We start from the raw sequence: 12,876 nt of genomic DNA, 5'->3' as shown, positions 1-12,876 counted from the left end.
TGCCGGGAAGGCCAGAACGGCTCGAGGTCATGACGACCCGTCGCGCTGTCGTTCCGTGTGATGGCCATATCCCTAGTCTACTACTCGGGAATGCCGGTGAGCAGTCCCCGGCGGCCGGAAACCCGTGTTGTCCTTCCCACATGACGGAAGGGGCGTCCACCGTGTGAAACGGTGGACGCCCCTTCGGTCGGACGTGGAGCGCGGATCAGACCTGGCCGGCCTTCTCCAGGGCCTCGCAGCAGGTGTCCACCAGGAGGCGGGTCACCACGTACGGGTCGACGTTCGCGTTGGGACGGCGGTCCTCGATGTAGCCCTTCCGGTCCTGCTCGACCTGCCACGGGATGCGGACCGAGGCGCCGCGGTCCGAGACGCCGTAGGAGTACTGGTCCCACGGGGCCGTCTCGTGCAGGCCGGTGAGGCGGTCGTCGATGCCGGCGCCGTAGTTCTTGACGTGGTCGAGCGGCTTCGAGCCCTCGCCGAGGGACTCGGCGGCGGTGATGATCGCGTCGTAGCCCTCGCGCATCGCCTTGGTGGAGAAGTTGGTGTGCGCGCCCGCGCCGTTCCAGTCGCCCTTCACCGGCTTCGGGTCCAGCGTCGCCGAGATGTCGAAGTCCTCGGCCGTGCGGTACAGCAGCCAACGGGCGATCCACAGCTGGTCGGAGACCTCCAGCGGAGCCAGCGGACCGACCTGGAACTCCCACTGGCCCGGCATGACCTCGGCGTTGATGCCGGAGATGCCCAGACCCGCCGCGAGGCAGTTCTCCAGGTGCGCCTCGACGACGTCACGGCCGAAGATCTCGTCCGCGCCGACACCGCAGTAGTAGCCACCCTGCGCGGCCGGGAAGCCCGCCTCGGGGAAGCCCAGCGGGCGCGAGCCCTTGAAGAAGGTGTACTCCTGCTCGATGCCGAAGATCGGCTCCTGAGCGGCGTACTTGGCGGCGACCTCGGCCAGCGCGGCGCGCGTGTTGGAGTCGTGCGGCGTCATGTCCGTGTTGAGGACCTCGCACAGCACCAGGATGTCGTCGCCGCCGCGGATCGGGTCCGGGCAGGAGAAGACCGGCTTGAGGACACGGTCCGAGGCGTGGCCCTTGGCCTGGTTCGTGCTGGAACCGTCGAAGCCCCAGATCGGCAGCTCGTCGAGCGCGAGCGCGTCACCCACGATGATCTTCGTCTTGGAGCGAAGCTTCGCGGTCGGCTCGGTGCCGTCGATCCAGATGTACTCAGCCTTGAAGGTCACGGGCCTCATCCTTTGGGCGTGCTGCTGCGGGAATCGCATCGGCTCGCGGCGCTGCGAGAAGCTGCGGTGTCGGTGTCCGGTCGCAGCTTCGCAACACGGCATTTCCCGTCGGTTGCCCGAATGTGAACCCCGTGTTACTCAGCGATCCTGTGTTTCCCGCAGGCGCTGTGCGACCCCGTGCGCGTCCAGGAGCCCGCCGAGCCCGGCGCCCCGCACCCGCCGCACCACCTCGGCGTACGAGGTCCCGAGCGCCTCCGCGGTCCGCCCCGGGTGCCAGTCGCAGGAGGCGAGCCGCTGGAGCAGATGTCCCTTGCGGATCTGGTTCTCCGAGAGCCGGAACGTCTTCAGATAGACCGCCCGGCCCTTACGGTCGGTGATCAGCTCGCCGATGTGCTGCTCCCGCCCGCCGCGCCGGAACGGCGGAAGGAACCGGTACAGGTCGAACGGCCCCGCCCGGTACACCCGCTCGAAGGCGTACGAGGTCTCCAGGAGGTCCCGCGCCATCAGCCCGTCGTGCGCCGCCGCCCAGGCCCGTTCCTGCTCCCGCGCCGCCGCCCGCAGGTCGGCGAGGGTGCGGATCCCGCCGGCCCCGTCCCGGATCCGCGCCGTGAACTCGGGCACGGGCCCGCCGTAGTACGCGTACTGGTGCACCAGCTCCCCGAACAGGTCCTCCACGAGCGTCGGGTGCAGCAGCCGGTAGTCGTCCGGATGCGGCACCACGAACGCCGCGGCCAGCGCGTCCGCCACGTACAGGAGCATCCCGCACTGCCCCGGGTGCAGCTCGAAGACCCGCAGCGCCTCCGCGAGTCCGGGCACCGCCCACCCCGCGTACGCCGCCTCGGCGCGCGGCGTGAGCCCGTGCCGCAGCGCCTCGCGCGACCAGTCGTCCCACACCACGGACGGCCCGCCGAAGTGCAGCGCGAGATACCCCTCAAGGGCCAGGTGCAGCGGGAGGAACCGGAGCCGCCGCTCGCCCTGGCGCCGCTTGGCCAGCCGCTGGATCCGCCGCACCGGCACGCAGGCGGGCGGCCCCTCGCCGCCCAGCCGGGTCCCGTACGCGGCGGACTCGGCTCCCGTGGCCGTCCCCGTCCCCGCTCCCGTCGTCCAGTCGGCGACGAGACCGTGCGGGATGTACGAGGTGTACGTGGTGCGGTCGGGCAGGTCGACGGCGCCCCACCCGCCGGACCCCTCGTAGACCTCCCGGCGCAGCCGGAGCCCCGGCACCGGCTCGGCCCGTACGAGCGGCACCAGCCGCACCCCGCCCCACACCTGCGCGGGCCGCACGTCGAGACCGGTCAGATCGATCCGGGTCATCCTCCGGCCCCCTCTCGCGCGGCGTCCAGGAACAGCTCCACCCGCCGGTCCAGATAGGCCCGCAACTCCCCGAACCCCGTCCGCCCCTCGGCGAACTGGGCGATCTCCACGAGCGCCGCCAGATCCTCCGCGTCCCGGATCCCGGCGGCGGGCACGCCCGGGGCGAGCCGCCGTACGTCGAAGCCCTCCGCGTCGTATACGGGGTTCAGGTGCACCACACTCGTCCGCCGCCCCGGATCGAGCCGCGTCCGCCACACCCGCAGCACCTCGCCCGCGAGCCCCGGCGGCGCGTTGTCCCATCCGTCCGACACGATGACGAGCCGGTCGGGGCCGGTCTCCAGGGCGTCGAGGATCCGCAGACCCAGCGGAGTCGGCCCGTACGGCCGGACGAGCAGCGGATCGCTGCCGCCCGACGTCCACAGCGGGGTGTACGCCCCCGGCGCCGCGAACGCCTCCAGGAGGTAGTGGGAGCCGAGCGCCACGGCGAGCGGACGGCGCCGCTTCACCGCCGAACCCGACGAGGAGAAGCTGTCGTCGAGCACGGCCGCGACCCGCCCCCAGCTCCCGGCGTACGGGCCCGCCGCGCGCCGTGCCGCCGCCCGCAGCGCACCCGTCAGCTCGGCCCGCCGTGCCACCCGCTCACCGGACGACAGCGAGAGGACGTACAGGGCGAGACGGGTCAGCGGCATCACCGACAGGTCCGCGGCCCGTTCCATCCTGAGCTGTTCGAGCCGGGTCATCCGGGGGGCGATCCGGTCCAGGAACACCGCGCGCGGCACGCCGTGCTTCGCGGCGAACCCCTCCGCGACCGTGAACGGCAGCTCGTAGATCGCGCCCTGCTCGTAGCGGGCCCGGCGGAACGCGTCGAGCGTCGTGTTCTCGTACCGGACCCGGCGGCCCGGCGCGAAGAGGAAGTCACCCGTCTCGGGATCGGGCAGCCGCCCGTGGACGTGCCGCAGGGCGGACTTCAGACCGGACCGGTACTTCACCGCGTCCAGGGCGTGGTCGGGGCGGGCCGCGATCCACGCGCGCGTGATCGCGCGCGTACGCCGGTTGTTGACCCCGGCCGTGCGCAGCACGCGGAACAGCCGGTAGACCCGCTGCGGCGGGAGCAGCGCGAGGCGCGCGCCGATCAGCCGTCCCTCGGCCCGCTTCCCCTCGGGCCCGCCCGCCTCGTCGGCGGTGCGCAACAGCTGCTCGACGATGAGGGCGGCGTTGTGGTGGTTGATGTCGAGCGCGAGGGCGGCGGCGTACACGGGCCGGTAGTTGACCCGTACGTACTCGTGCACGAAGCGGAGGGAGAAGTGCTGCGCGGCCGCGGAGGAGCGGAACTCGCGCTGGCCGGTGGCGGTCACGGCGGCGTTGACGAAGAGGAGCACGTCCTCGGCGGCGACGAGCTCGGACAAGGCTCTTCCCCTCTCGTGGGCGCCGGCCGGGGAATGAGGGCACGAACAGCGAAGACGTTGCTTCATAGGCAGGTTCCGGAAGTCGCACCGGAGTCCCGCGGCCGGCCCGGAAACGCTAACACCGGGCGGGGGGAGGTCCGCCAGCGGATTTGGCCGCCCGTCACCGCGACCCGGCAGACTGGGGGCATGGCGAAGAACCCGGGCGTGAAGCCCCGTATCGGACTCCTCGGCACCGGCCCCTGGGCCGGTCGCACGCACGCGCCCGCGCTCGCCCGGCATCCGGGGATCGAGTTCAGCGGGGTCTGGGGCAGACGCGCCGAGGCGGCGGCGGCGCTCGCCGCCGATTCCGGCACGCGCGCGTACGACGACGTGGACGCCCTGTTCGCGGCCAGCGACGCCGTCGCCCTCGCGCTCCCGCCGGACGTGCAGGCCCCGCTGGCGGTCCGGGCGGCGCGGGCCGGGTGCCACGTCCTCCTCGACAAGCCGGTCGCGACGACGGTCGCCGGGGCGCGGGAGGTGGCCGAGGCGGTCGAGGCGGCGGGGGTCGCCTCGGTGGTCTTCTGCACGCTGCGGTTCGCGGAGCCGACGGCCCGCTGGATCGAGGAACAGGCGGTGAAGGGCGGCTGGTTCCTCGGCGAGGCGCACTGGCTGGGCTCGCTCTACGGGCCGGGCTCCACCAGCGCGTACGCGGCCTCCCCCTGGCGCCGGGAGAAGGGCGGCCTCTGGGACGTCGGCCCGCACGTCCTCTCGGTCTACCTGCCGGTCCTCGGCGACGTCACGGCGATCACCGCCGTACCGGGGCCGCACGACACCCACCACCTGGTCCTGCGGCACACCTCGGGGGCGAGCAGCACCGCCACGCTCACGCTCAGCGCCCCACCGGAGGCGGCGGAGGCGGCCCTCACCCTGTACGGCGCCGGGGGCAGAGCGGAACTGCCCCGCTGGGACGGGGCGGTGGACGCCTTCGGCGCGGCCGTGGACGCCCTCGTCACGGCGGCCCGCACGGGGGAACCCCACCCGTGCGACGCCCGGTTCGGCCTCCGCCTCACGGAGATCCTGACGGCGGCGGAGACGGAGGCGGCCCGTCGTCCTCAGGACGGAGCGTCGCCCGAGGGATCGCCCGACACCGCGCGCAGCGCGTCGCACAACGCGTCGAGCGACGCCCCGTACAGCCGCTCCGGCGGAGTGGCGTAACCGACCACCAGACCGTCCGGGCGGGCCGGGTCGCGGGCGTCGGGGTGGCGGTAGGAGGCCAGGCCCTCCACCGCGACCCCGTGCCGGGCCGCCGCGGCCAGGGCCGCCCGCTCCGTACCCGGCGGAAGCTCCACCACGGCGTGCAGACCGGCGGCGATGCCCGTGACCCGTACGGCGGGCACCCGCTCCGCGAGCGCCGCCGTCAGCCGGTCGCGCCGCGCCCGGTGGCGCAGGCGCATGCGCCGGACGTGCCGGTCGTACCCTCCGGTGGCGAGGAAGTCCGCGAGGGTGAGCTGCTCCGTCGCGGCGGCGTACGGCTCGCGCTCGCCCTTCGCCGTGACGACCGGGTCGACGAGGGCCGCCGGCAGGCACATCCAGCCGATCCGGAGCGCGGGGGAGAGGCTCTTGCTGACGGAGCCGATGAGGACCGTCCGTTCCGGGTCGAGACCCTGGACGGCTCCGACCGGCCGTCTGTCGTAGCGGAACTCCCCGTCGTAGTCGTCCTCGACGACCAGACCGCCGGCGGCCCGCGCCCACTCCAGGACGCCGGCCCTGCGCTCGGGGTGCAGCGGCCCACCGGTGGGGAACTGGTGGGCGGGGGTGAGCAGCACCGCGCCCGCGTGGCGGGGGATCTCCCCGACCCGCGCCCCGTCCTCGTCGACGCTCACCGGCACCGTGGTGACCCCGGCGCCGGTGAGGAGCCCGCGGTGGAAGGGCAGCCCGTAGGCCTCCACGGCCCAGGGGCCCGTCGTGCCGAGGACCCGCGCGAGCAGCCGCAGGGCGTGGGCGGCGCCCGAGCAGATCACGATCCGGTCCGGGGCGGTCCGCACGCCCCTGACTCGCGCGAGGTACTCGGTGAGTGCCCGGCGCAGTTCGATCCGGCCGTGCGGGTCGCCGATCCCGAAGGCCTCGTGCGGCGCGGCCGTCAGAGCCCGCCGGGCGGCCGCGAGCCAGGCCGCGCGCGGGAAGGCACCGGGGTCGGGCTTGCCCTGGACGAGGTCGTACGGGAGCGGGGGCGGCGCCGCCGGCCGCACGGGCCCGGGGGCGGGCGCGGCGACCCGGTCCGCGACCCGGGTCCCGGAGCCCTGACGGGAGGTGAGCCAGCCCTCGGCGACCAGTTCGGCGTACGCGTCGGCGACGGTGTTGCGGGCGATCCCGAGGTCGGCGGCGAGGGTGCGGTAGGGCGGAAGCCGGGTCCCCGGCGCGAGCCGCCCGCCGCGCACGGCGTCGCGCAGCGCCCCGATGAGCGCGGCCCGCCGCCCGCCCCCGGCTCCGAGTTCCAGATGCAGATCGTTCCCGAGCACCATGTCCTCGCTCCGTCTCAGCGGGACAGCGCGTCCCGTACGGCCTCCTCCGACCGGCCGACGACCGCGGTGCCGTCCTCGGCGGTGATGAGGGGCCGCTGGATCAGCTCGGGGTGTCCGGCGAGCGCCTCGATCCACCGGTCGCGGTTGTCGGCGTCCCGGGGCCAGTCCTGCACGCCGAGCTCCTCGGCGGTGGTCTCCCGGGTGCGGGTGATGTCCCACGGTTCGAGCCCGAGCCGTTCGAGCACCCGCGCGATCTCCTCCGGTGAGGGCACGTCCTCCAGATACCGCCGCACGGTGTAGTCGGCCCCCTCGGCGTCGAGAAGGGTGAGGGCGGCGCGGCACTTGGAACAGGCGGGGTTGATCCAGATCTCCATGCGCCCCACGGTACCCGCCGGACTTCGTTCCACCACCCCCCAAACCCCGTCTGGCCAGGGGCGATTGTCAGTGGGGGGCACTAGAATGGGGGGTGAAGGTGAGGGTCCCGGGGAGGGCCCGCACCCCGCCGTTCGCCAGGAGGTAGCCCATGGCTCTCACCGTGATCCGGACGCCGTCCATCGAACCCTGGAAGCCCCTCCAGAAGAAGCCCCTGCCCGCGGGCCGCCCCCGCGAGTGGTACGTGACGCACAACCGGCGCCTGAAGGCCATGCGCCTCGCGATCGCCCTCCTCGACGCCGGCGTCTACGTCCCGTCGAAGGCCACGAACGCGACGATACGCACCACGGCCGCCCGCCTCGACATCCACCCGCCCTCGGACACCACCTGCCGCATGGTCCGCACCTTCATCCGCTACGGCCGCTGACGGCCGCTCACCCGCGTCGCGCACGGCGAAGGCCGCCACCCGGGGTTTCCGGGGTGGCGGCCTTCGTCACGCGGGGGACGCGGCAGTCCGCGGTCTAGAGGTCGAAGTACAGCTCGAACTCGTGCGGGTGCGGGCGCAGCTGGATCGGGGCGATCTCGTTGGTGCGCTTGTAGTCGATCCACGTCTCGATCAGGTCGGAGGTGAAGACACCGCCGGCCTGGAGGTACTCGTTGTCGTCCTCCAGGGCGGAGAGGACGGCCTCCAGGTTGGTCGGGACCTGGGGGACGTTGGCGTGCTCCTCCGGAGCCAGCTCGTACAGGTCCTTGTCGATCGGCTCCATCGGCTCGATCTTGTTCTTGATGCCGTCGAGGCCCGCGAGGAGCAGCGCCGAGAAGGCGAGGTACGGGTTCGAGGACGGGTCCGGCGCGCGGAACTCGACGCGCTTGGCCTTCGGGTTCGAGCCCGTGATCGGGATGCGCATGGCGGCGGAGCGGTTGCGCTGCGAGTACACCATGTTGACCGGCGCCTCGAAGCCCGGCACCAGGCGGTGGTACGAGTTCACCGTCGGGTTGGTGAAGGCGAGCAGCGACGGCGCGTGCTTGAGGATGCCGCCGATGTAGTAGCGGGCGGTGTCCGAGAGGCCCGCGTAGCCCGTCTCGTCGTAGAACAGCGGGTCGCCGTTCGCCCACAGGGACTGGTGGACGTGCATGCCCGAGCCGTTGTCGCCGAAGATCGGCTTCGGCATGAAGGTCGCGGTCTTGCCGTTGCGCCAGGCGACGTTCTTCACGATGTACTTGAAGAGCATCAGGTCGTCGGCCGCGGCGAGCAGCGTGTTGAACTTGTAGTTGATCTCGGCCTGGCCGGCGGTGCCGACCTCGTGGTGCTGGCGCTCGACCTGGAGGCCGACGTTCTCCAGCTCCAGGGAGATCTCGGAGCGCAGGTCGGCGAAGTGGTCGACCGGCGGGGCCGGGAAGTAGCCGCCCTTGTAGCGGACCTTGTAACCGCGGTTGTTCTCCTCCGCACCGGTGTTCCAGGCGCCGGCCTCGGAGTCGATGTGGTAGAAGCCCTGGTTCGCGGAGGTCTCGAACCGGACCGAGTCGAAGACGTAGAACTCCGCCTCCGGGCCGAAGTACGCGGTGTCGGCGATGCCGGTGGAGGCGAGGTACGCCTCGGCCTTCTTCGCGATGTTCCGCGGGTCACGGCTGTACTGCTCGCCCGTGATCGGGTCGTGGATGAAGAAGTTGATGTTCAGCGTCTTGTCACGGCGGAAGGGGTCCACCCGGGCCGTCGACAGGTCGGCGCGGAGCGCCATGTCGGACTCGTGGATCGCCTGGAAGCCGCGGATCGACGAGCCGTCGAAGGCGAGCTCCTCCGCCGGGTCGAAGGCCGTCGCCGGGATCGTGAAGTGCTGCATCACGCCCGGAAGGTCACAGAAACGGACGTCGACCATCTTGACGTCGTTGTCCTTGATGAACTTCTGGACCTCGTCGGCGTTCTGGAACCCGTGCTTCTCGGACATCCAACTCCTCCTACTCCCGGCCCGGGGAGGGGCGGGCTTGCAGCTCGGTCGTGCGGCCAGTGCGGTGGCACACGCTGGACCCGACCATAGGCAGACGGGATTTCTCCAGCATGACCCATTTGTTTCGTCGAAGTTAACCGGGGTGGGTGTCGCGGCGCTGTCCGGCGCTCCGGGGCGACCGGTCCGGCCCGTCTTCGCCGACCCGGGCCGAAGTGATCAAAAGCGGGCACAGTACCGTGGTCGGGTGGACAACAGGCAAGCACTCGGATCTTGGCTCTCCGGCCCCCGCGCGGCGGCCGAGGACGCAGGCGTCGACTTCGGCTACCGCGGTCAGCAGCTGGGGCTGCCGGAGGAGGGCCCCGGTTCCATCGCCCGTCCCGGGCGGCGCCTGGGCGCCCTCGCCGTCGACTGGGCCCTCTGCACGCTGATCGCATACGGCCTGATCACCGACGGCTACAACCAGGCCACGGGCAACTGGGCCCTCGGCCTCCTGTTCGTCCTGAGCGTGCTGACCGTCGGCACCATCGGCTCGACGCCCGGCAAGCGCCTCTTCGGCCTCGCGGTCGTCTCGGTGCGCGGCGGCCGCCTCGGCCTGCCGCGCGTGGCGCTGCGCTCCCTGCTCGTCTGCCTGGCGATCCCGGCCCTCATCTGGGACCGCGACGGACGCGGCCTCCACGACCGCCTCTCCGGCGCCGTCCAGGTCCGCGTCTGACCCGTACCGACAGACGAGAGGGGCCCCGGACCGTTGTCACGGTCCGGGGCCCCTCTCGTTCGCTCCCATGAGAGCGGTCGGGCGCGTCAGCGCGTCTTTCCGCCGCGAGGCATCCGCATGCCCTTCGGCATCGGACCCTTCGGCAGCGGCATGTTGCTCATCAGGTCGCCCATCGCCCGCAGTCGGTCGTTGGCCGCCGTCACCTGCGGGCCGGTGAGCACCCGAGGCAGCTTGAGCATGGTCGTACGGACCTTCTTCAGCGGCACCTGGCCCTCGCCGTCACCGACGATGATGTCGGTCACCGGCACGTCCACCACGACGCGGTTCATCCGCTTCTTCTCGGCCGCCAGCAGCGGCTTCACCCGGTTCGGGTTGCCCTCCGCCACCAGCACGATGCCGGCCCGGCCGACCGCCCGGTGCACGACGTCCTGGCTGCGGTTCATCGCGACCGCGGGGGTCGTCGTCCAGCCGCGTCCGACGTTCTGCAGGACCGCCGCGGCCGCGCCCGGCTGGCCCTCCATCTGTCCGAAGGCCGCGCGCTCGGCACGCCGCCCGAAGACGATGGCCGCCGCCAGGAGCGCCAGGACGAATCCCAGGATGCCCAGGTAGACCGGGTGCCCGATCAGGAAGCCGATCGCGAGGAGGACACCGAGTACGACGATGCCCACGCCTGCGACGACAAGTCCGACCCGGGGGTCGGCCTTTCGGGTCATCTTGTACGTGAGGGCGATCTGCTTGAGTCGCCCCTGGTTCGCAGCGTCAGCGCTGCCCGTGTTTGCCTTCCTCGCCATGTCCTGAAGTTTACGTGGCCCGGGAAGTCCGGCCCGACGCGACCTCCATCACGTGCTGGGCCTCGACCCTGTCCTTGGCGCGGCGGCGGTCCTCCAGGACGGAGTTCCAGGCGTTGCGCCGTGCGGTGCGCTGCCCGGCGCCGAGGAGCAGTGACTCCACGGCCTTCAGGGCGTCGGTGACGGACGGGATCGGGGTGACGCGGACGTGGGTCGATGCGCCCGGCATGGCGGGTCCTCCCTCGAAGGCGGGTGAGACGAGGCGGGGGTGTGAGCAGGAGGTGGCGGTGTGTGAAACCAGGCTCACAGATTGGTGTTACCAGGGCGTGACCCGATGGTCAAACACTGATGAAAGGTTGATGCGGCCGACCGGACGTACGCGGGACGCCGACGCGGCCCGTACGTCCCCGCTGAGCTGCGGGAGCGTACGGGCCGCGCCGGATTCGGCCACTACTGGCCGGTAACTCCTTGTGCTTGGATTCACACACCCGCGACGCGGCCGCGCTGCTCCATCGCCTGCTGGTACAGCCGTCCCGCGCGGTACGAGGAACGGACCAGCGGGCCCGACATCACGCCGGAGAAGCCGATCTCGTCGGCCTCCTCCTTCAGCTCCACGAACTCCTGCGGCTTCACCCAGCGCTCCACGGGGTGGTGCCGGACCGACGGACGCAGGTACTGGGTGATCGTGATCAGCTCGCAGCCCGCGTCGTGCAGCTGCTGGAGCGCCTCGCTGACCTCCTCGCGGGTCTCGCCCATGCCGAGGATCAGGTTCGACTTCGTGATCAGACCGTAGTCCCGCGCCCGGGTGATGACGTCGAGCGAACGCTCGTAACGGAAACCGGGGCGGATCCGCTTGAAGATCCGCGGCACCGTCTCCACGTTGTGCGCGAAGACCTCGGGGCGGGAGGCGAAGACCTCGGCCAGGAGCTCCGGCACCGCGTTGAAGTCGGGCGCGAGCAGCTCGACCTTGGTGCGGCCCTCGGCCCGGTCCGCCGTCTGCTGGTGGATCTGGCGCACGGTCTCCGCGTACAGCCAGGCGCCGCCGTCCTCCAGGTCGTCGCGCGCGACGCCCGTGATGGTGGCGTAGTTCAGGTCCATCGTGACGACCGACTCGCCCACGCGGCGCGGCTCGTCACGGTCCAGGGCCTCGGGCCTGCCCGTGTCGATCTGGCAGAAGTCGCAGCGCCGGGTGCACTGGTCGCCGCCGATGAGGAAGGTCGCCTCGCGGTCCTCCCAGCACTCGAAGATGTTGGGACAGCCGGCCTCCTGGCAGACCGTGTGCAGGCCCTCGCTCTTCACGAGACCCTGCATCTTCGTGTACTCGGGCCCCATCTTCGCCCGGGTCTTGATCCACTCGGGCTTGCGCTCGATGGGGGTCTGGGCGTTCCTGACCTCCAGGCGCAGCATCTTGCGTCCGTCGGGTGCGACTGCGGACACATCGGCTCCTGTAGCTTCGATTCTTCGGCGTACACCAGCGTACGCCGTTGCTTTCATGCCTTACTACTGGCCAACCTCTGGCCGGTTCCCCGCATTCCTGGGGACGCCTCGGGACGCCTCAGGCCGACGCCGGCTCCACCGGACGCTCGATCTCGCGCGGCTTCAGCTCCGCGCCCTCCAGGACCTCCCGCAGCCGGCGCTCCACCACCGGGAGCACCTCCGCGATCGAGATGTCCCGGCCCAGCTCGTTGGCGAGCGAGGTCACCCCCGCGTCGCGGATGCCGCACGGGATGATCCGGTCGAACCAGGCGTTGTCCGGGTTCACGTTGAACGAGAAGCCGTGCATCGTGACGCCCTTGGCGACCCGGATGCCGATGGCGGCGAGCTTGCGGTCCTCGCGGCGCTGGCCGGCGTTGGACGGGGCGTACTCCGGGCCGTTCAGACGCGCGTCGAACTCCTCGTCGTGCAGCCGCGGGTCGAAGTCGAGCGACAGACCGCCCAGGGACGGCCGCTGCTCTGTCTCCTGTCGCGGGTCCCCGAGGACCCAGACGCCGCTGCGGCCCTCGACCCGGGTCGTCTCGATCCCGAACTCGGCGGCCGTGAGGATCAGCGCGTCCTCCAGGCGGCGGACGTGCGCGACGACGTCCACCGGGCGGGGCAGCTTCATGATCGGGTAGCCGACGAGCTGGCCGGGGCCGTGCCAGGTGATCTTGCCGCCGCGGTCGACGTCCACCACCGGCGTCCCGTCGAGCGGGCGCTCGCTCTCCGCCGTACGGCGTCCGGCGGTGTAGACCGGCGGGTGCTCCAGGAGCAGACAGGTGTCGTCGATCTCGTCCGCGAACCGCGCGGCGTGCACCTCGCGCTGCTTGTCCCAGGCCACCTGGTAGTCGACGGCGTCCTCGCCGAATCCAAGGCGGACGAATCGCAGCTCACTCACGGCCATGCCTCCTCCTGGGTGCCGGGACCGGGAACCGGGGATCATCCCGGGCCGACTCGGCGCCGAACGGGTCATTCGCGCCCATGCCACTGTACGGCGGCGCCCGCGACACCCCTCCGGCAGGTGGACGGGGGCGCCTACGTCAGCGGTGCCATCAATCCTCACACGATCGGATGAATGTGGGGCGAAGCTGGCGGTACGGGCCGTGAGGACCGCTAAATTCGCG

At 71.9% G+C, this 12,876-nt stretch carries 13 protein-coding genes; 3 read left to right on the top strand and 10 right to left on the bottom strand.

The features are described from left to right. Positions 1 to 205 precede the first annotated feature (205 nt). The 3 genes from glnII to ACFWV2_RS09220 all read right to left on the bottom strand — a co-directional run bounded on the left by glnII (position 206) and on the right by ACFWV2_RS09220 (position 4,023). Entirely contained in the window at positions 206 to 1,237 is a 1,032-nt protein-coding gene (gene glnII / locus ACFWV2_RS09230) for a glutamine synthetase (RefSeq protein ID WP_384404091.1), read from the bottom strand. Between the two features lie 138 nt (positions 1,238 to 1,375). After that, complete coding sequence (locus tag ACFWV2_RS09225; RefSeq protein ID WP_384404088.1) at positions 1,376 to 2,551, bottom strand: hypothetical protein; 1,176 nt, start codon at positions 2,549 to 2,551, stop codon at positions 1,376 to 1,378. Next, positions 2,548 to 4,023, bottom strand: coding sequence for a hypothetical protein (locus ACFWV2_RS09220; RefSeq protein WP_384404085.1), 1,476 nt, complete (start codon positions 4,021 to 4,023; stop codon positions 2,548 to 2,550). The genes ACFWV2_RS09225 and ACFWV2_RS09220 overlap by 4 nt, the downstream gene beginning before the upstream one ends. A gap of 120 nt (positions 4,024 to 4,143) precedes the next feature. On the opposite strand from ACFWV2_RS09220, the gene ACFWV2_RS09215 reads away from it, so the two are divergent. Beyond that, positions 4,144 to 5,151, top strand: coding sequence for a Gfo/Idh/MocA family protein (locus ACFWV2_RS09215; RefSeq protein WP_384404082.1), 1,008 nt, complete (start codon positions 4,144 to 4,146; stop codon positions 5,149 to 5,151). Here ACFWV2_RS09215 and ACFWV2_RS09210 read toward each other — a convergent pair. Together ACFWV2_RS09210 and ACFWV2_RS09205 are read right to left on the bottom strand one after the other, a co-directional pair. Beyond that, the gene (locus ACFWV2_RS09210; protein WP_384404080.1) at positions 5,049 to 6,458 is read right to left on the bottom strand and encodes a PLP-dependent aminotransferase family protein; all 1,410 of its coding nucleotides are present in this window, start codon (positions 6,456 to 6,458) and stop codon (positions 5,049 to 5,051) included. The two genes, ACFWV2_RS09215 and ACFWV2_RS09210, sit on opposite strands and share 103 nt — an antisense overlap. 14 nt (positions 6,459 to 6,472) lie before the next feature. Beyond that, the gene (locus ACFWV2_RS09205; protein ID WP_384404077.1) at positions 6,473 to 6,832 is read right to left on the bottom strand and encodes an ArsC/Spx/MgsR family protein; all 360 of its coding nucleotides are present in this window, start codon (positions 6,830 to 6,832) and stop codon (positions 6,473 to 6,475) included. Between the two features lie 149 nt (positions 6,833 to 6,981). Here ACFWV2_RS09205 and ACFWV2_RS09200 point away from each other — a divergent pair, with 149 nt between their 5' ends. After that, entirely contained in the window at positions 6,982 to 7,257 is a 276-nt protein-coding gene (locus tag ACFWV2_RS09200) for a hypothetical protein (RefSeq protein ID WP_384404074.1), read from the top strand. Between the two features lie 94 nt (positions 7,258 to 7,351). Here the strand turns inward: ACFWV2_RS09200 and glnA are convergent, their stop codons facing one another. Continuing rightward, positions 7,352 to 8,776, bottom strand: coding sequence for a type I glutamate--ammonia ligase (gene glnA, locus ACFWV2_RS09195; protein WP_360783421.1), 1,425 nt, complete (start codon positions 8,774 to 8,776; stop codon positions 7,352 to 7,354). 244 nt (positions 8,777 to 9,020) lie between these two features. Between glnA and ACFWV2_RS09190 the strand changes: the two genes are divergently transcribed. Further along, positions 9,021 to 9,488, top strand: a complete 468-nt coding sequence (locus tag ACFWV2_RS09190; RefSeq protein ID WP_384404070.1) for an RDD family protein — start codon at positions 9,021 to 9,023, stop codon at positions 9,486 to 9,488. An 86-nt stretch (positions 9,489 to 9,574) separates the two neighbouring features. Here the strand turns inward: ACFWV2_RS09190 and ACFWV2_RS09185 are convergent, their stop codons facing one another. From ACFWV2_RS09185 to lipB, 4 genes are all read right to left on the bottom strand, one after another. Next, the gene (locus ACFWV2_RS09185; protein WP_384404067.1) at positions 9,575 to 10,279 is read right to left on the bottom strand and encodes a DUF4191 domain-containing protein; all 705 of its coding nucleotides are present in this window, start codon (positions 10,277 to 10,279) and stop codon (positions 9,575 to 9,577) included. Between the two features lie 10 nt (positions 10,280 to 10,289). Continuing rightward, a complete protein-coding gene (locus ACFWV2_RS09180) occupies positions 10,290 to 10,505 on the bottom strand; it encodes a hypothetical protein (RefSeq protein ID WP_360783414.1) in 216 nt (71 codons plus the stop codon). Positions 10,506 to 10,756: 251 nt separating this feature from the next. After that, positions 10,757 to 11,713, bottom strand: coding sequence for a lipoyl synthase (gene lipA / locus ACFWV2_RS09175; protein ID WP_384404063.1), 957 nt, complete (start codon positions 11,711 to 11,713; stop codon positions 10,757 to 10,759). Positions 11,714 to 11,831: 118 nt separating this feature from the next. Further along, positions 11,832 to 12,650: a lipoyl(octanoyl) transferase LipB gene (lipB, locus tag ACFWV2_RS09170; RefSeq protein WP_384404061.1), complete on the bottom strand. Its 819-nt coding sequence runs from the start codon at positions 12,648 to 12,650 to the stop codon at positions 11,832 to 11,834. Between the last annotated feature and the right edge of the window lie 226 nt (positions 12,651 to 12,876).

The organism is Streptomyces sp. NPDC058671 (assembly GCF_042716475.1).
Classification (GTDB): Bacteria; Actinomycetota; Actinomycetes; order Streptomycetales; family Streptomycetaceae; genus Streptomyces.
Note: the sequence above shows the minus strand (reverse complement) of the source record. Positions and strands in the feature narration are given on the sequence as shown.